The following is a 23,259-nucleotide window of genomic DNA, read 5'->3' as shown; positions in this document are numbered from 1 at the left end:
TTTGCGAAATGTCGCGCAATGTTGTGGCGTGAAACAGCGCAGTAGGTAAAGCTGCTGTTATAGAAAAAGGCCACGAAAGTGGCCTTTTTGCAGGAAAAACTATGTGCTACGTATTATTTTTTGTTGGATTTGCTGTTGGATTTGCTATTGGCTGATGCCGGTTGTTACGGTGTTTTGCCTATGTTCTTGTCAAGGAATTTTTCGACGCGGCCCCAGAAGTCGATATTGTTCTTCAACAGGTAAAAGCCGTGGCCTTCTTCGGCATATTCCACCCATTCGACATCGGCATTTTTTTCCTTCACGGCCCGGTAGAATTTAGTTCCATGTTCTATCGGTACACGGCGGTCGCGTGTACCGTAAGCCATCAACAGCGGACGCGTCAGTTTGGCTGCATTTTCCAGTGGTGAAGTGGCTTTCAGTTGTGCTGCATCCTTGGTTTGATCACCAATCAGCACCGGCATGCCATACCATTTCCATTCATCGGAAGCATCGCTCCAGTGAATATTGTAGAGCAGGTTGATGTCGGTCACACCCACCCATTCTATGCCGCAGCGGAACAAATCCGGATCCTTGATCAGGCCCATCAGGGTGGCATAGCCACCGTAACTGGCGCCGGCGATACAGATACGGTTCGGGTCTGCATAGCCTTTGGCGATGGCCCATTTGGCGGCATCGGCCACGTCATCCTGCATGGCCAGGCCCCATTGTTTCATGCCAGCATCGAAATGTTTGACACCAAAGCCGGTGCTGCCACGAAAATCCGGTTCAATCACGGCATAGCCGCGTGAGGCCAGAAACTGGACTTGCGGATTCCAGTTCCAGTGACCGCCACGTACGTAAGGGCCACCATGCACCAGCACAATGGTGGGTAGATTCTTGCCGTTTCCATTTACTGGCAGGGTGAGATAAGCTGGAATTTCGAGACCATCACGAGCAGGGTAGCGCAGCATTTCCTTGGTGGCCATTTGCTCGGGCTGTATGTCAGGATTGCTGCTGCCCAGACGGACCAGTTTGTCGCTGGCAAAATCATATAACTGCCATACACCTGGATTGGTATCGGAATAAGAATGAATAATCGCGACACTGGCCTTACTGTCGTCGGCGAAAGTCAGCATGTTGACTGTGTCGGGCAAGAGCGCATCGATCTTTTTCTGTCTTTCGGCTGCCACTGTATCAAACCAGCGCGTGGCCGGCTTGCTCATTTCGTAGCGTATGCCCAGCACTTTCTTTTGCTGGTCGCTGTAGATCAGGCCGCCATCGAAGTCATATCCCTTGAGTTCAAGCACAGGCTCGCCATCCAGCTGGTTCTTTTCCAGGTCGAAGCGATACAGGGCGCGCGTGTTCTTGCCATTGTAGGCACGTACATACAAGTCACCTTCAGGACTGAAAAAGGTCGGGTCCAGACGTGCATTTGAGGTCCAGGGGGATGATGCCAGCTTACGCCATGCATTGGTCTTCGGGTCCATGTAAAACACGGTGGACTCGGCACCATCTATGGTTTCGGCAATGCGTGGTACACCGGATTTGTCGATCAGCCATTTGCTGACCTTACCCGGACGTTTGATCAGTTCGGTATTGCCGGTCATGGTATTGAGGCGATACAGGTCATAGGTTCTGGAGTCAGAATCCTGGGCCTGCTGTACATACACGTCTGGTGTACTGGAACCGTGGACGACATCAAGAAAGTAAGTGTGCCATGCCAGTGACGGCCCGGTTACTTTTTCGCGTGCACTGGTGTATTGATGCGTGACCAGGCGCAAGCGTTTCGAGCGGTCTTTATTGACGGCGTACAGGCCTGGTCCAAAGAATTGCTCAACGTCCTTGTGTTGATAATTGGTCAGGTCATACACCAGTCTGTCGTTATTGATCCAGTGGAAAGAACGGACATCCTTGTCTTCATAATTGGCAATGACTTCAGGCTTTAACTGACCGACTTCCAGCACTGCCAATATGACACGGTCATTGGCACCCAGCATCAGCATGCCTATGGATTTGCCGTCTGGTGACAGGCGTGCTTCTCTGAATTTAGGATGTTTGAAAAAACTGGCAACAGGAATCGCTTCCGTTGCGGCCTGGGCAGGTGCCAGACCCAGCAGGCTGATACTGCAAAAAATGCAGGCAGTTAATTTGAAGAATAAATTCTGTTTGAACAAGGACATGAGCGCTTCCGCAAGTGAAAGAGATCAAGCATTATACGCATGTAAAATGCCAAGATGGCAAGTTGAAATCCGGAGAATTTGTATTCCATTCCGATTCGAGCCATGGCTCTAAAATAAGAAAAGGCATGCACAAAAAATGATTGTGCATGCCTTCACCGAAGACGTATATCTTGATTTTTATGCAGTAAAAATCATGCAGCCTTGTTTTTTACTTCCTGTATCACCACGCGCAGCATGCTGATCAACTGATCGATTTCTTCTTTCGTCACATTCAATGCCGGCATGAAGCGCAGCAGGTCAGGGCGGGGTGAATTGATCAGCAAGCCGACCGGCTCCATATCGCGTGCAGCATCCACCAGCTTGCCACCGATGTTGTCGCCCAGCTTCAGAGCGCGCAGCAAGCCAAAGCCGCGTTCACCCTGCATGCCGAATTCGGCAGACAATTGTTCCAGTTGCTGGCTCAGGTATTCGCCTTTTTCCTTGACCGATGCCAGGAAGCCAGGTTTGGTCAGTTCCTTGAACACGGCAATGCCGACGGCGGTCATCAACGGTGCACCGTTGTAGGTGCCGCCCTGGTCGCCGGGTACAAAACAGGCCACTTCTTCGCGGCACAGCAGGGCACCCAGCGGTACGCCGCCACCGATGCCTTTGGCCAGGGTCATGATGTCTGGTTCTATATTTGACAACTGATAGGCGAACAATTCACCGGTGCGGCCCATGCCGGATTGCACTTCATCCACGATCAGCAGGATGCCGTGCTTTTTGGTCAGTGCGCGCAGCGCCTGCATGAATTCCGGGCTGGCCGGAATGACGCCGCCTTCACCTTGCACCGGCTCTAGCATGACGCCCACGGTCTTGTCGGTGATCAGCTTTTCTACCGAAGCGATATCGTTCAGATCAGCCTTGGGGAAGCCGCTGACTTGCGGGGCAAAAATCGTGTCCCAGCCGGGTTTGCCAGATGCCGACATCATTGCCAGGGTGCGGCCATGGAAACCATGGTCAAAGGTAATGATTTCAAACGCGCCATTCTTGTTCAACTGGCCCCACTTGCGCGCCAGTTTGACTGCACCTTCATTGGCTTCGGCACCACTGTTGGTGAAAAACACACGGTCAAAGCTGGAGTTTTTAGTCAACAGATCGGCAAACTCCACCATCGGGGCGTTATAAAAACCCGGGGAAGGGTTCAGCAATTTTTTGGACTGGCTGACCAGTGCTTCATGGATCACGTCAGGGCTGTGGCCCAGGCAGTTGACAGCCCAGCCTTGCAGATAGTCGAGATATCGCTTGCCCTTGTGATCAGTCAGCCACATGCCCTTGCCTTCGACGAACACAAGTTCGGGGCGCGGTGTGATGTACATCAGGGAATTTACGTTGTACTGACTGAATTCCATTTCAAGACTCCTAAGGTCGTTACAGGGGGGAAAGACAAAAAATCAGGATAAAAAAAAGCCACAGGACCGAACCTGTGGCTTGATATTCGTGGTGTCGCTTTTTACGCGCACGCTCACTCTTACATCGGCCCAGGCTCGCTTGGCGAGACGCGACGTCGTGCAATATTTGGTGAGGACATGTCAGTAAAGATTTTCATAAAACGGATAGTAGGACTTTTTGCGCACTGCGTCAAAATAAATTTGTGGGACTTACGCAAAAGCGCCCCAACTGCGTTGCAGCTCCTTGCCGTACTATTCGTACTGTCTTCGTCGCTTGTGGTGCAGTCGGGGTTTCAGACAACATGTTGTCTGCCGACGTAACGAACCTCCCTTGCAAGGGAGGTTTCCTAAAAGCGATAGCCTTGTTGGGACGATTTTGCGTAAGTCCCGTTTATGGAGATTTTCATATCATGTTTTTATGACATGCGGCAGGCTAACAGGGTCAATTTGCCAGATCAGCTTCTGAGGTGAACGAGTCGGCATAGAATTCGTCCGCAGGTAACTGGCACTGTGCCGTGAAGTCCCGTTTGGCTGATTCCACCACCACCGGCGCACCGCAGGCATACACCTGGTAGCCCGACAGGTCGGCATGATCTGCCATGACAGCCTGGTGTACAAAGCCGTTGCGACCGGTCCAGCCATCTTCTGGCTGGGCATCAGAGATGACCGGGATATAGCTAAAACCGGGCAATTGTGTGGCCCATTCTTTGCACAGGGCATCCATATACAGGTCAGCAGGGCGGCGGCCACCCCAGTACAGACTGACAGGTCGCTTCGACTCAAGATGGATCAGATGTTCCACCAGCGCCTTGATCGGGGCGAAACCGGTGCCGGATGCCAGCAAAATAATTGGCTTTTCACTATCTTCACGCAGGAAGAAGGTACCTTGCGGGCCTTCAAAACGCAGGATGTCGCGTTCTTTCAGTGTGGAAAAGACCTGGTCGGTGAACAGGCCACCCGGCATGTGGCGTACATGCAGGCTGATATGTTCGTCGAGGTGAGGGGCATTTGCCATGCTGTAGCTGCGGCGCTTGCCATCTCGCAACATGAATTCTATATACTGGCCGGCGCGGTATTGCAGGCGCTCATTAGCGGGCAATTGCAGGGCGATGAGCATGACATCGTCAGACAGTTTTTCCAGTTTTGCTATGCGGCTAGGCATTTTCTTGACCGGATAATCACCGTCAGCAACGATTTCACGTGCTTCTATGGTCAGATCTGATTGTGGTTTTGCGCAGCAAAACAGGGACATGCCCTGTGCTTCTTCCGCTTCCGGCAGGGCACGCACCTGATGCGGGCCATGCTTGACCGTGCCGCTGGCGACTTTGCCTTTGCACGAGCCGCAGGCGCCATTTTTACAGCCGTATGGCAGCACGATGCCAGCACGCAGGGCGGCTGAGAGCACGGTTTCATCTTCGTCACAACTGAATTGACGGCCACTAGGGGTGACAGTTACTTGAAAAGTCATCGGGTATGTTTTGAAATAAGTAGGGTCTGTTCTGGATACCGGAACACTAAAGCCTGGTGTGTTCTGCCAAAAGAGGGGCAGACAGGAATCAAACGGGAAGACATGATAGCGTAAATCCGGCAAGACCAACAAGCATGCATGCTGGCGGCAATATGAAGCTGACCCGGCAGTACGCCAGTGACAGGCCCCCGCTGGCAAGCCTGGCGTAAAAATACGGACATGTACTGTTAAATTTCAGCCTGCATAATTACATCAAATAAGCATGCCACATAAGCAGGTCACATAAGCAGATCAAATAAGCATGTCACATAATGAGTCTATATTCAGTATGTATAAGTGAGTATGGCTTATGGTGTTTTTGATATTTATTTAACTTATGTTAATTATTTTCCTCAGGGAAATCAGTACAATTGTTATAGAGGGCTACTATGGCTCATTTATATAGCTCATTTATATTGTTCAAGCGCCGGTTTTCTTGTAGACAGAATGTGTTCTGAAATTGAAAATTGTATTTTGCAATAAAACACGATGTTTACAGCATCGTATAAAGTTTAAAAGAGGTTGATATGAGATGGTTTCTGAACTTGAAGATAGCCTACAAGCTGTTGCTTTCGTTTCTTGTTGCTCTGAGCCTGACACTGGCCACGGGTATCTTCGGAATCGTGCAAATCTCGCACCTGAATGCAGCTTCTACCGAAGTACTCACCGATACCCTGCCCAGCGTGCGTTATGCATTGCTGATGAAGGCGACGCTCAACCGCATGCGCGTGTCTGAACTGCAGCACATCCTGTCCAACGAAGAAGTGGATTACAGCTACTACGAAAAAAGCATAGAATCCCGCTCCACCGAATTTATGGGGTATGAATCCAAATACCGCTCGCTGGTCAGTTCACCGGAAGAAAAACAGATATTCGATTCCCTGGCACAGTCTTTCACCGCCTATGGAAATGCCAGCAAAAAATTACTGGCCTTGTCACGCGCCGGAAATACCGAAGAAGCCCGCAAGGCGATTCGTGGTGATTCCGTCAAGCTGTTCCGTGCCGTGAATGATCTGGTCGACAAACTGGTTGAACTGAGCCAGGCTGAAAGTGAACGCGCTTTGGTGACCAATGACAGCCTGTTTTCATCATCGCGTTTATGGATAGCTGGCATACTGGCTGTCGCCATGCTGCTTAGCGTGATTCTGGCCTTGTGGATTGCCCGCCTGATCAGCCGGCCATTGCGTGCTGCGGTCAGCATTGCCGAAAGTGCTGCCAGTGGTGATCTGACGGTATCGATAGAAGTCGGTTCAGAAGATGAAATTGGTCAATTGCTGCGCGCCATGCAAGCGATGAATACCAGCTTGCAAAAACTGGTGGGCCAGGTGCGTGAAGGCACCGACGCCATCAGTACGGCATCGCAAGAAATTGCCACCGGCAATCTGGATTTATCCGCCAGGACTGAGCAACAGGCGGCATCACTGGAAGAGACTGCATCGGCGATGGAAGAGCTGACTTCCACCGTCAAGCAGAATGCGGATAACGCCCGTCATGCCAATAGCCTGGCCGCGTCTGCTTCCAAAGTGGCAGGCAAGGGTGGTGAAGTGGTTGGTGAAGTGATTGCCACCATGAGCTCCATCAATGATTCATCCCGCAAGATTGTGGACATCATCAGCGTTATTGACGGCATTGCCTTCCAGACCAATATTCTTGCATTGAATGCCGCAGTGGAAGCTGCCCGTGCCGGTGAGCAGGGACGTGGTTTTGCCGTGGTCGCAAGCGAAGTACGTAACCTGGCGCAACGCAGTGCTGCAGCGGCCAAGGAAATCAAGGAATTGATCAATGATTCTGTAGAAAAAGTCGGTGCCGGCAGCAAACTGGTGACCGAGGCTGGCAGTACCATGGAAGAAGTGGTCGACAGCGTGCGCAAGGTCAGTGACATCGTCAACGAAATCAGTTCTGCCACGATGGAACAAAGCAGTGGCATAGAAGAAGTCAACATTGCCATCATCAAGATGGATGAAGTCACCCAGCAAAACGCCGCACTGGTGGAAGAAGCCGCTGCCGCCGCACAATCCATGCAAGACCAGGCGGTGCATTTGACCAATGCCGTCAGCGTATTCCGCCTGGATTCAACTTCTGTGCGTAGGGCGACACCGAGGTAAGTGGTGTAAGCTGGAATTTTTATGGTCAGCGTTGCCGGTATGGCATTTTTCCTGCGCATACCGGACCTGGCCGTCTAGTCCTGAACATGAAAAAACAGTGTAAACAAATCGGCAAGCCACGCTTGCTTATCGTCGGCTGTGGTGATGTGGGCATGCGCCTGCTGCCTTTGTTGCAGACGCATTTCCGGGTATTCGCCCTGACCAGCCAGGCGGCACGCTTTTCAGAATTGCGGGCTGCCGGGGCGGTGCCTATTCTGGCGAATCTTGACCAGCCGCATAGTCTGGCACGACTGGCCGGGTTGGCAAGCCGGGTGGTGCATCTGGCACCGCCACGCAGCGAAGGGAATACCGATATCCGTACCCAAAACCTGATTGCGGTTTTGGCTGACAAAAGTCAACTGGTGTACGTCAGTACCACCGGCGTGTATGGTGATTGCGCCGGTGCCGAATTTGATGAAACCAGAAGCGTGAAACCGCAAAATGCCCGGGCAACACGGCGGGTGGCGGCAGAACGCAGCCTGCGTGCCTGGGCCAGGCGCAGCCAGTCTGGTCTGTCTATCTTGCGTGTACCTGGCATTTATGCGGCAGAGCGCCTGCCACTGGAACGCTTGCGCAAGGGTACCCCAGCCCTGATAGAGGCGGATGATGTCTACACCAATCATATCCATGCCGATGACCTGGCGCAGTTGATACGGCTGGCGCTGTTTCGCGCTTTACCCAATCGTATCTATCATGCGGTGGATGACAGCGATATGAAGATGGCCGCCTATTTTGATCTGGTGGCAGATAGTTTTGAATTACCACGCCCGCCACGTCTGCCAAGGACAGAACTGGCGCAGCAGGTCAGCCCGGTATTGCTGTCTTTCATGTCAGAATCGCGGCGCTTGCGTAATCAGCGCATCAAGCTGGAACTGGGCGTGCGCCTGCGTTACAGCTCGGTCAGGGAAGGGGTGCTGGCGGCACTGGATTCCAGCGGCAGGATGATGAAAAAGACAGAACCCTGACCCTCTTCGCTGTGGAAGCCGATTTCGCCGCCCATTTTTTCTATCATGGTCTTGCTCAGACTTAAGCCTAGTCCGGTACCCGCATATTTACGGGCAGCCTTGGCATCTTCCTGGGTAAACTTTTGGAAAATGCTGCTCTTGAATGCCTCTGAAATGCCGATGCCGTAGTCCTGCACTTCGATGCGGGCATAATTGATGTTGGCGCTGATGGTGACATCAACTCTTCCATTTTCACGCGAAAACTTGACAGCGTTGGACAATAAATTCGACAAAACCTGGGTAAAGCGTTGTGAATCTACCCTGACCGGCAAAGCGCGTTCTGCCAGTAGCTTGTAGCGTATGTCGACGCCAAAATTCTGGGCATAACCCAGATTTGACTGTATGGTGTTTTGCACCAGTTCGTCTAGTTGCTGGGTTTCCAGATGAAATTGCATGCTGCCGTATTCAAGTTTTTCAAAATCCAGCAAATCATTGATCAGCGTGGTCAGCCGTGTCGCATTGTCATTCGCCATGACCAGCATGGTATGTGCCTTGCCAGGAATTTCCCCGGCGACGCCACCCACCAGCAAACCCAGCACGCCGCGTATGGATGTCAGTGGAGTACGCAACTCATGCGAGACGGCAGAGACAAATTCTGTCTTCAGTTTTTCAACCCGTTTTTTTTCTGACAGGTCATGCATGATGATGACCAGCAGTATCTTTTGCCCCAGCTTGACACGGGTGATGGCCAATTCTACCGGTACTTCATGACCATCTTTTTTGATGGCCATCACTTCTTCACGGTCACTTTTACCTGTCTCTTCAAATGACATACCCAGACTTGAGCTGGTCAAATGGCGTACCAGCAGCATGCGGGAATCGGGATCGGGAAACAGGTTCAGCATGTTCAGGCCAAGCAGGCTGTCATGCGTGTATTTGAGCAGGATTTCTGCCGATTGGTTGGCCGATTCGATGACGCCATATTCATCGGTAGTGAGTATGCCTTCCGCCGCATTGTCGAGTATGGTGCGCAGGCGTTCTTCACTGTCGTGCAATTGCGTGGTTCTTTGCGCCACCAGGTTTTCTATGCCATAGGTATGCGCGGTAGCTACCAGCAAATAAGCGCCCAGCAAGCCGGTGAACAGCAAGCCACCTATCATGGTGATCCAGGTGATCCAGGCGACATGGGATTTCCAGTATTCGGACGAAGGCTGGGCCAGGAAAGCATATTGCCTGCCGCCGAAATTGATGGTGGACTGGAACAGGTAACGATTGTCGATTTCTGCAATGTCGTCGAGGAAGACCCCTTTTTTTCCTGGATAGGACAGGTCATAGAATTTGACGCTGAGATTTTTCAGGTCTTCGCTTGCCAGGTTGTCCTTGACCAGTGCCCCCATGCGCAACATGCTGACTGCCGTACCTGAAAATGCAGTTCTTCTCTGCTCTATGTTCTCCAGTGGCTTGCCATGTTCATAGACCGGGGCGAACAGCAGTACATGCAGTTGCAGGTCGCTAGCCTCCAGTGATGTCAGCGGATCGGTGACTGTCAGGTGACCGCTGTCGCGGGCATCTTCAATAGCGTTTCTGCGCAACACGCTGGAACCCATGTCATAGCCGAAGAACTGATGGTTACTGATAAATGGTTCTATGTATTTGACGGGGTAATATTCATCCCTGATTCTGGCTTCGTCCAGTGATTGCCGTTCATTCATTTCCAGTATCTGGAAATTGGCAAACCCCTCACGCAGCACGGATACTTCAAAACTTTCCCTTTGCGACTGCATCACTTTGGGCACCCAGGCCAAAAAGGAAATGGCTTTTTGATTGGCAATGGTATGGCTCACGAACGTGGCGAATTCACTCCTTTCGACCTGATTGGAACTGGCATACAGACGTTCGACATTGCGCATGATGTCGGAATGGCTATCCAGCCGGTTTTGCAGACTTTGACCTACACGTTCTGCTTTCAGGCGAAATTCAAGCTGCTGTTTCTGTTCTTCGCGATAGCGGGTGAAGGTGAATGCCGTGACCACCAGCAGCAGGCAGACAAATAGCGGCAGCATGACGCTCCATCTGCGGGCATGCCAGATGGCACGGGGTTTGCCAAAGATGACCATGACGATGGGGGTGATCGTCAGCACGCCGAAGGTGTCGCCGGTCCACCAGGCTATCCAGTTATTGGTGAATTCTGGCCAGGGTACGATATTCAGCGTTGCCAGGGTAAGCACGCCTATGCTGGCATTGATCAGGCAGGCGACCAGCGCGCCATAAAAAAAGAACTGGAAAATACGTTTGTCAGTGCCGAGTGACAGATCGTCCTGCAAAAAATGACGCACCATGCGACAACCTGCTGCGGCCTGCAGCATGGCACCGATAGCAACGGCGGATGAGGCGATCCAGGCACTGGTATCGAGCAGCCCGCCGCTAATTTCAAAATTGATAAGCAGATTGGCGAACAGGGCACCAGCAGCGACACCGGGCAAGAGCCGATAACCACCGGTCAGCACCACACCCAGGGCAATACCGGCAGGCGGGTAAATGGCGATCGAGTAGCCGGGTGGAATTGCCAACAGCAGGGAAAGCCGCCCCAGCACCGCATAGACCAAGGCGACTGCCAGTATTTGCTGTAGCAGTTGTCGTCTTGTAACGGATGTGCTGGACGGTGCTGTCTGCATTCCTGCTTACCCTGAAAACTGCGCTAAATCAGCGATGAAGTCACTTTCAATACTTCATCGGCGGTGGTCATACCTTCTATGATCTTATAGGCACCTGCAATGCGCAAGGGTTTCATGTCATCTTTGACACTTTGTGTACGCAGAGCGTGGATATCGGCTTCTTCAGTAATGAGTTTGCTGAACGGCAGGGTGACAGTCAGCAATTCATACAGGCCGGTACGTCCCAGGAAGCCGGTCTGACGGCATTCCGGGCAGCCAACCGGGCGATAAATGGATTGTGGCTTGGGAATGCCCCAGTCTTCTACCAGCGATGACCAGACGGCATCCTGCATTTCCCCATCGGGGGATTTGCAGTGTACGCACAGGGTACGTACCAGCCTTTGCGCCAGGATGCCGATGATGGTTGCTTCCAGTAAATAATAGGGTACACCCAGTTCCAGCAGACGCATGATGGCCGAAGGGGCATCATTGGTATGCAGGGTGGACAGGACCAGATGGCCGGTCAGCGCGGCCTGTATCGCCATTTCAGCGGTGGGCAGGTCACGGATCTCACCCACCATGATGATGTCCGGATCCTGACGCATCAGCGCCCGGATACCATCAGCAAAGCCAAGGTCAATGGACGCCTGTACCTGCATCTGATTGAACGAACCTTCCACCATCTCGATAGGGTCTTCGACCGTACAGACATTGACATCCGGCGTTGCCAGTGCTTTCAGCGTGGTGTACAGGGTGGTGGTTTTGCCGGACCCGGTAGGCCCGGTTACCAGGATGATGCCATGCGGCTTGCTGGTCAGATGATCCCAGCGTTTTGCATCATTGATGGGGAAACCGAGTTCGGGCAGGGTCTTGACCACGACTTCCGGGTCAAAAATACGCATGACCATTTTTTCGCCAAAGACGGTGGGCAGGGTGGACAGACGCAATTCCACTTCCTGGCCATCATTGGTCCGGGTCTTGATACGACCATCCTGCGGGCGTCGTTTTTCGATCACGTCCATGCGGCCCAGCAGTTTGATACGCGCCGTCATGGCTATCATGACGGTGGCTGGCACCTGGTAAACCTGATGCAGTACACCGTCGATACGGAAACGGATGATGGAAATATCACGTTTCGGTTCCAGATGGATATCCGAGGCGCGCTGGTCAAAGGCAAACTGCCACAGCCAATCCACGATATTGATCACGTGCTGATCATTGGCGTCCACCTGCTTGTTGGCTTTGCCCAGTTCGACCAGTTGTTCAAAGTTCTGCCGTAGTGCCGCATCATTCTTGTTGGCCTTGCGTGCATCCTTGATTGATTTCGCAAGGGAGAAAAACTGGACGATGTATTGTGAAATTTCCAGCGGGTTCGCCAATACCAGACGAATTTCCTTGCGTGTGAATTTCAGGATTTCCTGCTGCCATTCGAGATTGAAAGGCTCGGTGGTGGCAATGACTACAGTGCTGGCGGTAGATTCCACCGGCAGGATGTTGAAACGCGTCGCATACGAAGATGACATCACGTCCGAGACATTGGTGAAATCAATTTTCAGCGGGTCGATGCGGTAGAAAGGCATGTTGACCTTGCCCGCAGTCCACTCTGTCAGCCAGTCCAGCGTCAACAGTATGTGTGGCGAAACGGCAGAATGCAATTTGGATTGTGCCACGGCCGTCAGCGGATGCATGGATGCCGGGCCATTTTTCAGCAAGGCCTGGGACGCATTGAAATGCGCTTTTGCTTCCTCTTTGAGGACGATGCCATCTGCCATCAGCCAGGTAAAAATCTGCTGAAGATTCAGGCTGCGGTGTGCTGGTTTATTCATATTGTTTTGGCGTCTCAGATAATCATTTTGGATTGCAGGCCGCTTTTAGCCCGTTGACCCAGGTCTTGGCAGGAAGTTTGGTGCTGGCCTTGATCTGCTCTGCACGTTCATACAGGCTGTCGAAGTCGAGTGATTGTTTTTGTTTGAAGGCGATGGCCACCACATTACCGTCATGCACTTCGGGCAGGCACAAAACCTGGTCAAAGGCAAAGCGCAAGGCTTTCAGATTGCGCGTATAGCTGGGGTGGTCACCAAACAGGTTGACTGTCAGTATGCCTTCGTCTTTCAGGCAGGCGGCGCAGGCCTGATAAAACTCGGCACTGTCCAGTACCGGGCCACGTGCGGTGGCGTCATACAGGTCCACCTGCATGGCATCAATATTGCCATGATTGTTTTCATCATTGACGTAATCCAGTGCATCCATTTCCAGCACTTGCAGACGTTCGTCATTGGCCGGCAGTTTAAACATGCTTTCACAGATGGCAATCACCGAAGGATTCAGTTCCACTGCCGTCACACGTGCATTCTCAAACTGGCGGTAGCTGAATTTGCTCAGTGCACCAGTACCCAGACCCAGTTGCACCAGATGGCCGGGTGTATCGATGAACAGCATCCAGGCCATCATCTGCTGGGCGTATTCCAGTTCTATGGCATCCGGTTTGCGCAGACGCATGGCACCCTGTACCCATTCGGTACCGAAATGGAGAAAGCGTACGCCGTCGAATTCGGACAGGGTAACCGGGGCAAATTTGGGTTTGCGGTTGGCCTTCTTGATGACCGCAGCTTTGGGGCCGGAGCGATGATTCGCTTCGGCTTCTATGGATTTTCGTTTGATTAGCATGGCCTTATTTTAACCAGTCACCTGACGCTTAAAAAGGAAATTTACATGATTCCTGTTGTCAGTCATTATTTTCGCCTGAAAATGACTCATTTGAACAGATTTCCAGACATAAACCAGCTATTTGGCAAAAATGTCGCCACGCCACCCGCGACATCCACATCAGGGTGTTAAGAGCAGCATTACATTTCGGTTTGGAATACTGCCCCTTAGTCGCCTTGAAACTGGGCCTTCCATTCCCGCAGCTTGTCTTCAAAAGACCGCACGGCATACGCCGGTGAAGAGGACGGCAGTATGGCGGTCTGGTAGCCGCGTTGATTGAAGTAGCCCGCCATCTTGCCGGCAGTCTGGCCATTGAAGCAGAGCTTACGCAACTGCGGATGTTGTGCCTGCAAGCCGCTGAAATCATTCAGCTTACCCTCACGTATCGCCGAATCCAGACTGCCCGATCGCAGGCAGGAATGAAACACATCCCACAAACCGACGCCATGCGCCAGCAAACAATCCAGCCGTTGCTGGTATGCCAGGGCCAGCATATCGGTGTCCAGCGAGGCGGACATCAGACGCCAGAACTGGTTTTGCTTATAGGCGTAGTATTGAACCGCCTGCAAGGAAGCTTCGCCAGGGAAGCTGCCCAGCACCAGCGTATGGGTGTGCTGATCAATGACGGGAGGGAAGCCCTGTAATAGTGGCCTGGTATCAGCCTGCATGCCTTGTTCTTTCGTAGTGATAACTGGTAAAGCGTGAACTTGCACCAGCTTAGCAAGCATTCGCCAAATTTGCTTGCGTGCTTATGTTGGGAATATGTCAGGAGTATAAAGCGGGGAACTTACCTGCAGCATTGCCAGTCAACCTTATTGAAAGTCATGCGTTTTATGCTAATTGAAATGATAAAGGAGTGTATCTTGAAACGTCTTATTATTCTGCTTGCGGTAGCCAGCCTGAGTGCCTGTGCTGTTACGTCGCACAATTCGGGTAGTGTGTACAACTCCAGACAGACTCAGAATGAGCAAAGTGTACGTATGGGCTATGTAGAATCCATACGCGATGTCACCATAGACCGTGGTCAGAGCGGTGTCGGTACTGCTGCAGGTGCAGCATTGGGCGGTATTGCTGCCGGATCATCCATAGGCAAGGGTAATGGCGCTTTGGCTGCTGGCATAGTCGGCGCGATTGCCGGTGGCATGATAGGACAGAATGTGGAAAAGAATGCGACACAGGTGCGCGGTCTGGAAATTACGGTCAAGCTGGATAATGGTGAATTGCGCGCGATTACCCAGGATGCGGATGAACTGTTCCGCGCCGGTGACAGGGTACGTTTGCTGTCAAATGGCAGAACTACCCGCGTAACGCATTGATTCGGGCGGGAAGTAGCATGGTTATCCTGGCAGATTGAGGCCAGGGGCTGAAAAGTCTTGTCACAAATTCGATCCCCGGAAACGACCAGCCAGTCTGGTCGTTTTTGTTTTCATCGTCTATGCTTGAAGAGTTAAGCCGCCCGGTTTTTGCGCCTGTTTTCGCCACAGGCGTGGACTGACAATAGTCGGAATTCAAGTATAGTACGGGCTGGACTGTATCCTCAGTACGCAGGAAAAAAGGAGGTCAAAGTGAAAAAGATTTGTACCGTAATGTTGCTGGCCGTCGTCATGACGGGGCCAGCCTATGCGGGTAGCGCCAGGGTAAGCTGGCAAGAGCCGGAGAAATTTACCGACATTCGTCCTACCAATGAAAGCAAGATCGGTTTTCAGGAAAGAGTCATCAAGGAATTTGACCGGATGTTTGACGATCTGGCCAAAAAACTGCCGGATGGGTATGTGTGGGATATTACGGTGACAGATGTCGATCTGGCCGGTGATGTCAGGCCATTCTTTACCCCTATGGTGAGTGAGGTGCGTGTAATCCGGGATTTGTACTGGCCACGCATGAGCTTTCGCTTTGATCTCAAGGATGAACAGGGCAAGACCGTGGCATCTGGTAACGAAGATGTGAAGGACATGAGTTTCCTCATGCGCCTGGGTGTGGCCAGCGGACATAACAGTTTTCAGTATGAAGAGCAGATGCTGCGTGACTGGTTCAGCAAGCAGCAAAAGGAAAAGATTTTTCCTGTACGCTGATTTTGATGGCGCATAAAAAAACGGACTCAGTTCAAACTGAGTCCGTTTTTTTTTGAGTGAATTTTCTGTTTGATCTGTTTATTTATCCAACAGCAATTCATTCAGGCGTTTCACGAAACCGCTAGGGTCGCTGAGATTGCCGCCTTCGGCCAGCAGGGCCTGATCAAACAGGATGTGTGACCAGTCACTGAATTTCGCTTCTTCATATTTCAATTTCTGAACCAGTGGGTGGTCAGGATTGACTTCCAGAATAGGCTTGGATTCCGGCGCACTTTGGCCTGCTGCCTTCAACATGCGCGCCAGGTTACCGGACAAATCATGTTCATCCGCCACCAGGCAGGCCGGTGAATCAGTCAGACGGAAAGTCACGCGTACATCCTTGGCTTTATCGGCCAGCGCAACTTTCATTTTCTCGACCAGGTCTTTGAACTCGGTCTGGGTTTCTTCGTGCTGTTTCTTTTCTGCTTCGTCTTCCAGTTCGCCCAGATCCAGACCGCCTTTGGCGACAGATGCCAGTTCCTTGCCTTCGAAGTCGGTGAGGAAGGACAGCATCCATTCATCTACGCGATCCGTCAGCAGCAAGACTTCTACACCTTTCTTGCGGAAAATTTCCAGGTGCGGGCTGTTTTTGGCTGTGGCATAGCTTTCAGCTGTCACATAGTAAATCTTGTCCTGGCCTTCTTTGGCGCGTGCCAGATAATCTGCCAGCGAGACATTCTGTACATCGCTGTCATTATGGGTAGAGGCAAAGCGCAACAGTTTGGCGACGCGGTCTTTGTTGGCACTGTCTTCACCCACGCCTTCTTTCAGTACCTGGCCAAATTCTTTCCAGAACGTGGTGTATTTGTCTTTTTTTGCTTGTGCGTCGTCATCACCATCGGCATTTGCCAGGTCTTCCAGCATGCCCAGTACACGCTTGGTAGAACCTTCGCGTATGGCCTTGATGTCGCGGCTTTCCTGCAAGATTTCGCGTGAGACATTCAAAGGCAGGTCATTCGAATCGATGACACCTTTGACAAAGCGCAGGTATACCGGCATCAGTTGTTCTGCATCATCCATGATGAAGACACGTTTGACATACAGCTTGATGCCGCCGCGCTTGTTGCGGTCCCACATGTCGAACGGTGCACGTGCTGGTATATACAGCAGTTGCGTATATTCGCTGCGGCCTTCGACACGGTTGTGGGTATGTGTCAGTGGTGCTGTGTAGTCATGCGATACATGCTTGTAGAACTCATCATATTGCTCAGGCGTGATGTCAGACTTGCTGCGCGCCCACAGGGCACTGGCCTGGTTGATGGTTTCCAGTTCGTCTTTCAGGACCTGTTCTTTTTTCTCTTCATCCCATTCTTCTTTCTGCATTTTGATCGGCAGGGAGATATGGTCGGAATAGGTACGGATGACGGATTTCAGTTTCCATGCCGACAGGAATTCATCTTCACCTTCACGCAAATGCAGGGTGATGCTGGTGCCACGACCAGGTTTGACGATATCTTCGACACTGAAGTCGCCCGCGCCTTCGGATTCCCAGCGCACGGCCTGGTCTGCAGGCAGACCAGCACGGCGGGTTTCTACGGTGATGCGGTCAGCGACAATAAAGCCGGAATAAAAACCGACGCCGAACTGGCCTATCATGGCAGCGTCTTTTTGCTGGTCGCCCGACAGTTTGCCGAAAAATTCCTTGGTGCCGGATTTGGCAATAGTGCCCAGATGCTCAATGGTATCGGCCTTGCTCATGCCTATGCCATTGTCGGCGATAGTGATGGTGCGCGCTTCCTTGTTGAAGCTGACCTGGATATGCAGGTCCGGATCGCTTTCAAACAGGCTGGCGTCATTGATGGCTTCAAAGCGCAGTTTGTCGGATGCATCAGAGGCATTCGAGATCAATTCGCGCAAAAAGATTTCCTTGTTTGAATACAAGGAATGAATCATCAACTGCAAGAGTTGTTTAACTTCGGCCTGAAAGCCCAGGGTTTGCTTTTCTGACATGGTTTCCCTCAAAGATTTCATTATTTAGTGGTGGCAAGTGGTAGCAAGTTGTAGCAACTACCTGCCTGCTGCTTTTTATCGCAACATTAATTTTGCTAGCGGTAGGTGAGGTCGCTTTAGTGGATTTCAAGATCGTTGTAGAAAAAACATGAAATATTCATGGCTTATGCACAGATGTGCATATTTAGTTGTACACATATTTGTAATATTTGCAAAAAATTACTAAACTTTCATGATGATTGAATACTTTGCTAATGTTGCCAGGCGCATGGAGTGAGTGAATGTTGCTTAAGGTATTGAATTTGCCGGGGTTTTGTCTGCTCAGTGGGCTATTGGGACTATTGGGGCTATGCGGGTATACCCCGCAGCTCATGGCGGCAAACCTGTACCTGACGGAAGTGGCCCCTTTTGCCTTTATCAAGGACAGCAAGGATGGCAAAACTACTTACGATGGCATTAATGTGCGCATAGTGAATGAATTGCGCAGGCGATCTGCGGTGCCCATTGAGGTGCAGGTCGTACCCAGTTCCCGCCATGTTGCGATGTTTCCTGCGGACAAAGAAGCCTATAGCATCTCACAGGCTGAAAATTTTACCGATCTGGATGGCGTTATCTTGTCCGAGGTAACCCAATACCCCATTATTGTCGTCGCGCAGCGCGGCGTAAACCTGAGAAATTTTGATGATTTGATTGCCCTGTCTGCGGAAAAAGGCATAGGCATGATGCGCAGGCTGAGTTATGGCACTTTCGGACAGGATGAACGTGTCAAGAAGGTGGAAATCAATAACCTGGAAAATGGCTTGCGTATGCTGGAGGCGGGTCGTATTTCCGGCCTTGTCGGTAGCCAGCCGGCTATCCTGGCTGCGGCAGAAAGAAATGCGTCCATGCAGTTATTAGGCCCCAGCCTGGTGATTGCCTATGGTTCCCATGTGATGCGGGTGCGGCCAGAATTTGCCACCAGTTCCACTTCCAAAGTCTTGAGCGCCAATTTGCTGGCGATGAAAAATGACGGCAGCATTGCCCGCATCCTTGATGAATTTTTCAAATACACCAGATCAGGATTGCAACCCGCAAAATAAAAGCTTGAGACAGCAAGCGCTTAAAAGTTCTTGCTCTGTCACCTCATTCCGGGTTTTGGTCACAAGCTGATTCTGTGATGGTTTTTCCCACTTCATAATCTCTCCTGTTTTCCAGATTTGGCAGTCGATTTAGCTATCGGTTTAGCTATCGATTTAGTTGCTACATCTGGCCATATTTAATTTCCGCCCAACCTGATCATCGTCATGTCCAAGCTTGTCTCAAGTCGTCCAACGCGCACGTCCTCTTTGTATCTCAAAAAATTCATAAAAACGGGAACCACCGGTCTGGGAAGTTTCATTCTGCTTTGGAGTAATCATCTCCATGCTGCGGACGTGCCAGCCAAAAAAGACGATGTGGTACAAACAGTGGAGGTTGCTGGGCCAGGTGCCAGTGCCCAAAGAAAAAACGATACCGCTGCCAAAATCGTTATTAACGCGGCAGAGTTATTGCAATATGGCGACGCGCAATTGTCTTCGGTCTTGAAGCGGCAGCCCGGTATTTCCGTCGTGGGGAATGAACTGCGCATGCGCGGCCTGGGTTCTGGTTATACCCAGATATTATTGAATGGTGATGCGGTGGCTCCCGGGTTTTCCATAGACAGCATTGCGCCTGAATTGATAGAGCGGGTGGAAATATTACGGACGACGAGTGCGGAATACAGTGCCCAGGCAGTGGCCGGTAGCATCAATATCATCTTGAAAAAAGGGGTGAGCAGTGCCAGGAAAGTCGTCAAGTTCAGCCTTGCGCATGGCGAAAATAACTGGAATCCTTCGCTGTCCCTGGAGGTGGCCGACAAGAACGCAGGGTTTTATTATGCCGTCACTGGCACCTTGTCAAAAACCGGTTATGAGAATGCACCCGTTGTGACCGAGAGTCTTGACGGCACAGCTACCCAGGCCAGGACTTTGCGTTTGATACAGCAAAAAAATCTGGCTGACTTCTGGCGCCTGGCGCTCACGCCACGCCTGAACTGGGAACTGGACAATGGCGATACGCTGAGCTGGCAAAGTCTGATTGATTATTATCGCAACGTGAACTGGGGACGTGATCATGAAATTCTCCTTGAGGGAGACCACACGCTGTATCCCGACAATAATTACCGTGCTTCTTCGCACACGGGTATGTTGCGGTCTGACCTGAACTGGGCGCACAGAATCAATGCAGACAGCAAGCTGAATGCGAAGCTAGGCCTGAGTTACAACAAGCGCGAGACGGATTACAACTTCTATGGTTACCCACAGGAACGAGTGCTGCCTTTCAATCGCCATGTGGTATCGAATGCGATAGACAGCAGTGTCAGCAGCAGCGGTAAATACCTGAGTCGCTTTCGCGATGACCATAGTCTGGCGCTGGGTTGGGACACTGCGCTGACACAACGCAGCGAAGCGCGCCTGCAATTTGATCGCCAGCCGGGTAGCAGTGTTGTGCAGGATCTGAATGAAGATTACAAGGCCAACGTGCGTCGCCTGGCTTTGTTTGTGCAGGATGAATGGGATGTGACGAATCGCCTGCAAGCCTATCTGGGCTTGCGCTGGGAAGGCTTGAATACCGAAACCGCAGGGCGCCTGATGCCAGTGGTACAGACACGGTCCAGTGTCTGGAGCCCGGTCATGCAATTATTGTGGAAGTTGCCAGAGCAGGAAAAAGACCAGTTGCGCTTTGCTCTATCACGCACCTACAAGGCACCGACCCCGCGCAGCCTGGTGCCGCGCCGTTATACGGCCAATAATGACAATGGCCCGAATAATCCAGACTATCAGGGTAATCCTCAGCTTTTACCAGAACTGGCCTGGGGCGCTGATCTGGCGTATGAATCTTATTTTGCCAAGAACAGCATGTTCAGCCTGTCTGCCTATGCCAAACGGGTACAGGACGTGACAGTGCAAAATCTATATGAAAAAGACAAAGTCTGGATTACCTCTCCGTATAACCATGGCACAGCCAGGGTCATGGGCATAGAGTTTGACGCCAGGTTTGCCTTGCAGAACTGGCTGCTTGCGGCACCCCCGGTGGAGGTGCGTGTGAATGCGGCACGTAACTGGTCAAAGCTGGATGCCATACCGGGGCCGGACAATCGCCTGACCGATCAGGTACCGCTGACCGCCAATCTGGGTATGGATTACAAGCCCGGTGAGCAGCAGTCATTTGGTTTCAACTTCAATTTTCAGACGGGTGGCAATGTACAGGTCGCCACTGGCTTGCGCAACTATAGTGGCGTTAGCCGTAACCTGGATATGTATGGTTTGTGGAGGCTGGAAAATAAAGTGCAACTGCGTTTGTCGATCAACAATCTCCTGCATCAGGATGTGCTGCAGGCCTCGCAATACAAGGATCAGGATGGCCGCAGGCTGCGCAGCTCGGTGACGCCGGGAAGTACAACGATACGTTTTCAGGTTGAGAAGAGTTTATAGACGCAAATCATAGACGCAAATCATAGACGCAACAGGGGGAATTTATTTCCCCTGTTTTTATTTGATTCCAGGATTCTTGAATTTTTCAGGATTGAAATCGGCGATATCAATTTTGCCGAAATGCCTGGGTGGCGTATAAATCTTTTCTTTGGCTTTGTCCGGTTCGCTGGTGTGGAAGGAAGATTCAGACACTTTCACCAGTTGCCAGGTATCGTCCTTGCGCGAATAATTGAACTGATAGGCATTCGCCCAGCGCCAGGCGCTGCCACCGTAATGGGACACCGTGAAGCTTTTCTTGTTTGCCGTCAGGTCGGCAAACGGGTCGCCCATCATGCCACCACAGGTGGAGCAGAGGACGATTTTTTCATTGGTCTTGACCAGTTTCAATTTGCCATCGGCCTGGCGTATGGCGATATGCAAAGGACGCTGCCCATCTTCTATATCTTCATCCGCAGGGCGTTTCTTTTGTTTTTCCACAACGAAGACATAATCAGGCTTGTCGTCACCGTTCAGGTCCGCGCTGACAAAGGCCAGCAGTTTGGTATCGGCAGTGACGAAGGGACGCAAGTCTGTGGGTATGTCCTTGCCCTCGATATAGGTACCCGCCTGACTGAAACCCGGCAGTACCATCATGCTGGCGATGATTGCTGCATTGCTTAACAACGAAGGTTTTTGCATGATGCTTCCTCTGGTCTTGAAAGAAAACAGGGGAAACTATTGTTTCCCCTGCTGGTTTTATGCTGCTAATTATCTTTATGCCGCAAATTATTACAGTTTCTTGATCTGCATGCCTTCAGCCTTGTCTTCTACTTCATAGCCTAATGCATGCAGTTCGCCGCGCAGGCGGTCTGCTTCGGCCCAGTTTTTGGCCTTGCGCGCTGCCTGGCGCTGTTCTGCCAGATGTTGCACTTCTGCCGGAATTGCCAGCACGGCAGGTTGCCATTGCGCCAGGCCCAGGCCAAAGACTTTATCGAATTCTGTCAGCGTGGCTTTTTTGTCGGCGTCGGATAAATCGGCTTTCAGCATTTCCCAGACCAGTGCCAAAGCACGCGCAACATTCAGGTCTTCATTGATGAAGGCAGTGAATTTCTCACGGTATTCGGCACTGACGTTGCCGCCTTCTGGCCATGCGTGGTAAGTCTCGCGCAAGCGTTGCAAGGCAGTCTGTGCGGATAGCAGGGCTTCAAAGCTGAATTGCATCTGGCTGCGGTAATGCGCAGTCAGGCACAGATAGCGATATGCCAGCGGATCAATATCCTGGTCCAGCAAGGTTTGCAGGCGTAAAAATTCACCAGTCGATTTGGACATCTTGCCAGAATCGATTTGCAGGAAATAACCATGCATCCAGAAGTTGGCCAGGCGGGTACCATGGCAAGCCTGGTTTTGCGCTATCTCATTGCTATGGTGGATGGCGATATGGTCTTCACCACCGCAATGGATATCAAACCAGGGCGTCAGGTATTTGGCCGACATGGCCGAGCATTCTATATGCCAGCCAGGGAAACCACGGCCCCATGGGCTATCCCATTCCATTTGCCGGTGTTCATCCGGCGGGCTGAATTTCCACAGGGCGAAATCGGTTGCATGTAGTTTTTCACCCAGGTCAACACGGCTGCCAGCCTTGATGGCATCACGCTTGATGCGCGCCAGAAAGCCATAATCATCCTGTTTGCTGGTATCAAAATAAATACCGTCACTGGTGCGGTAGGTGTAGCCATTTTTTTCTATGGCAGCGATGAAATCAATCTGTTCGGCAATGTGATCGGTGGCCTTGCACCAGATGGCCGGTTCCAGGATGTGCAGGCGATGCAGGTCATCCTTGAAGGCTGCCGTGAAGCGGTCAGCAATCTGCCAGGCAGATTCACCGGCTTTGCGGCTGCCTTTTTCCATCTTGTCTTCACCGTCATCACCATCCGACACCAGATGACCAACATCGGTGATGTTGATGACGTGACGCACGGTATAGCCATTCCATTCCAGGGCACGACGCAGCAAGTCTTCAAACAGATAGGTGCGCAGGTTGCCTATGTGGGCATAGTCATACACGGTAGGGCCGCAGCAATACATGCCGACCCAGTCTTTGTTCAGCGGGCTGAAGGGGCGCAGGCGGCGTTCCCAATTGTCGTAGAGAAGTATGTCCATCTTGTTATAAAAATATGAAAT

The 23,259-nt window shown here is 51.6% G+C and carries 16 protein-coding genes and 2 pseudogenes; 6 read left to right on the top strand and 12 right to left on the bottom strand.

What is annotated here, in order from left to right; genetic code table 11:
• Positions 1-164: 164 nt before the first annotated feature.
• The 3 genes from H8L32_RS14630 to H8L32_RS14620 all read right to left on the bottom strand — a co-directional run bounded on the left by H8L32_RS14630 (position 165) and on the right by H8L32_RS14620 (position 5,057).
• A complete protein-coding gene (locus H8L32_RS14630; RefSeq protein WP_186947996.1) occupies positions 165-2,159 on the bottom strand; it encodes an alpha/beta hydrolase family protein in 1,995 nt (664 codons plus the stop codon).
• A 191-nt stretch (positions 2,160-2,350) separates the two neighbouring features.
• Entirely contained in the window at positions 2,351-3,550 is a 1,200-nt protein-coding gene (locus H8L32_RS14625) for an acetylornithine transaminase (protein ID WP_186947995.1), read from the bottom strand.
• Between the two features lie 481 nt (positions 3,551-4,031).
• Positions 4,032-5,057, bottom strand: coding sequence for a CDP-6-deoxy-delta-3,4-glucoseen reductase (locus H8L32_RS14620; RefSeq protein ID WP_186947994.1), 1,026 nt, complete (start codon positions 5,055-5,057; stop codon positions 4,032-4,034).
• 566 nt (positions 5,058-5,623) lie between these two features.
• Here H8L32_RS14620 and H8L32_RS14615 point away from each other — a divergent pair.
• Both H8L32_RS14615 and H8L32_RS14610 read left to right on the top strand, forming a co-directional pair.
• Positions 5,624-7,201, top strand: a complete 1,578-nt coding sequence (locus H8L32_RS14615; RefSeq protein ID WP_186947993.1) for a methyl-accepting chemotaxis protein — start codon at positions 5,624-5,626, stop codon at positions 7,199-7,201.
• A gap of 86 nt (positions 7,202-7,287) precedes the next feature.
• On the top strand, positions 7,288-8,205 hold the full coding sequence (locus H8L32_RS14610; RefSeq protein ID WP_186947992.1) for an SDR family oxidoreductase: 918 nt from the start codon (positions 7,288-7,290) through the stop codon (positions 8,203-8,205).
• Here the strand turns inward: H8L32_RS14610 and H8L32_RS28360 are convergent.
• From H8L32_RS28360 to H8L32_RS14590, 6 genes and pseudogenes are all read right to left on the bottom strand, one after another.
• A complete protein-coding gene (locus H8L32_RS28360; RefSeq protein ID WP_408058906.1) occupies positions 8,130-8,639 on the bottom strand; it encodes a sensor histidine kinase in 510 nt (169 codons plus the stop codon). The two genes, H8L32_RS14610 and H8L32_RS28360, sit on opposite strands and share 76 nt — an antisense overlap.
• Before the next feature lie 15 nt (positions 8,640-8,654).
• Positions 8,655-9,344 (bottom strand): annotated as a pseudogene (locus H8L32_RS28355) (PAS domain S-box protein); the annotation flags it as partial.
• Positions 9,345-9,512: 168 nt separating this feature from the next.
• Positions 9,513-10,859, bottom strand: a pseudogene (locus H8L32_RS28350) (CHASE domain-containing protein); the annotation flags it as partial.
• A 23-nt stretch (positions 10,860-10,882) separates the two neighbouring features.
• Positions 10,883-12,664 (bottom strand): GspE/PulE family protein, encoded by a 1,782-nt coding sequence (locus H8L32_RS14600; RefSeq protein WP_186947990.1) that lies wholly within the window; start codon positions 12,662-12,664, stop codon positions 10,883-10,885.
• A 22-nt stretch (positions 12,665-12,686) separates the two neighbouring features.
• Positions 12,687-13,505 carry a spermine/spermidine synthase domain-containing protein gene (locus H8L32_RS14595; protein WP_186947989.1) on the bottom strand — a complete coding sequence of 273 codons (819 nt, stop codon included), beginning with the start codon at positions 13,503-13,505 and terminating at the stop codon, positions 12,687-12,689.
• Between the two features lie 206 nt (positions 13,506-13,711).
• Positions 13,712-14,212, bottom strand: coding sequence for a DNA-deoxyinosine glycosylase (locus H8L32_RS14590; RefSeq protein WP_186947988.1), 501 nt, complete (start codon positions 14,210-14,212; stop codon positions 13,712-13,714).
• Positions 14,213-14,407: 195 nt separating this feature from the next.
• Here H8L32_RS14590 and H8L32_RS14585 point away from each other — a divergent pair, with 195 nt between their 5' ends.
• The gene (locus tag H8L32_RS14585) at positions 14,408-14,860 is read left to right on the top strand and encodes an outer membrane lipoprotein (RefSeq protein ID WP_186947987.1); all 453 of its coding nucleotides are present in this window, start codon (positions 14,408-14,410) and stop codon (positions 14,858-14,860) included.
• Positions 14,861-15,109: 249 nt separating this feature from the next.
• Positions 15,110-15,616, top strand: a complete 507-nt coding sequence (locus tag H8L32_RS14580; protein ID WP_186947986.1) for a DUF3016 domain-containing protein — start codon at positions 15,110-15,112, stop codon at positions 15,614-15,616.
• A 78-nt stretch (positions 15,617-15,694) separates the two neighbouring features.
• Here H8L32_RS14580 and htpG read toward each other — a convergent pair whose 3' ends face one another.
• Entirely contained in the window at positions 15,695-17,605 is a 1,911-nt protein-coding gene (htpG, locus tag H8L32_RS14575) for a molecular chaperone HtpG (protein ID WP_186947985.1), read from the bottom strand.
• A gap of 281 nt (positions 17,606-17,886) precedes the next feature.
• On the opposite strand from htpG, the gene H8L32_RS14570 reads away from it, so the two are divergent.
• Positions 17,887-18,684 (top strand): type 2 periplasmic-binding domain-containing protein, encoded by a 798-nt coding sequence (locus H8L32_RS14570; RefSeq protein ID WP_186947984.1) that lies wholly within the window; start codon positions 17,887-17,889, stop codon positions 18,682-18,684.
• A gap of 333 nt (positions 18,685-19,017) precedes the next feature.
• A complete protein-coding gene (locus tag H8L32_RS14565; RefSeq protein ID WP_186947983.1) occupies positions 19,018-21,096 on the top strand; it encodes a TonB-dependent receptor plug domain-containing protein in 2,079 nt (692 codons plus the stop codon).
• 57 nt (positions 21,097-21,153) lie between these two features.
• Here the strand turns inward: H8L32_RS14565 and H8L32_RS14560 are convergent, their stop codons facing one another.
• Positions 21,154-21,774, bottom strand: a complete 621-nt coding sequence (locus tag H8L32_RS14560; RefSeq protein WP_186947982.1) for a hypothetical protein — start codon at positions 21,772-21,774, stop codon at positions 21,154-21,156.
• A 90-nt stretch (positions 21,775-21,864) separates the two neighbouring features.
• Positions 21,865-23,238: a cysteine--tRNA ligase gene (gene cysS, locus H8L32_RS14555; protein ID WP_186947981.1), complete on the bottom strand. Its 1,374-nt coding sequence runs from the start codon at positions 23,236-23,238 to the stop codon at positions 21,865-21,867.
• Positions 23,239-23,259: the final 21 nt, after the last annotated feature.

It is taken from the genome of Undibacterium hunanense, assembly GCF_014284335.1.
Lineage (GTDB): Bacteria > Pseudomonadota > Gammaproteobacteria > Burkholderiales > Burkholderiaceae_D > Undibacterium > Undibacterium hunanense.
Note: the sequence above shows the minus strand (reverse complement) of the source record. Positions and strands in the feature narration are given on the sequence as shown.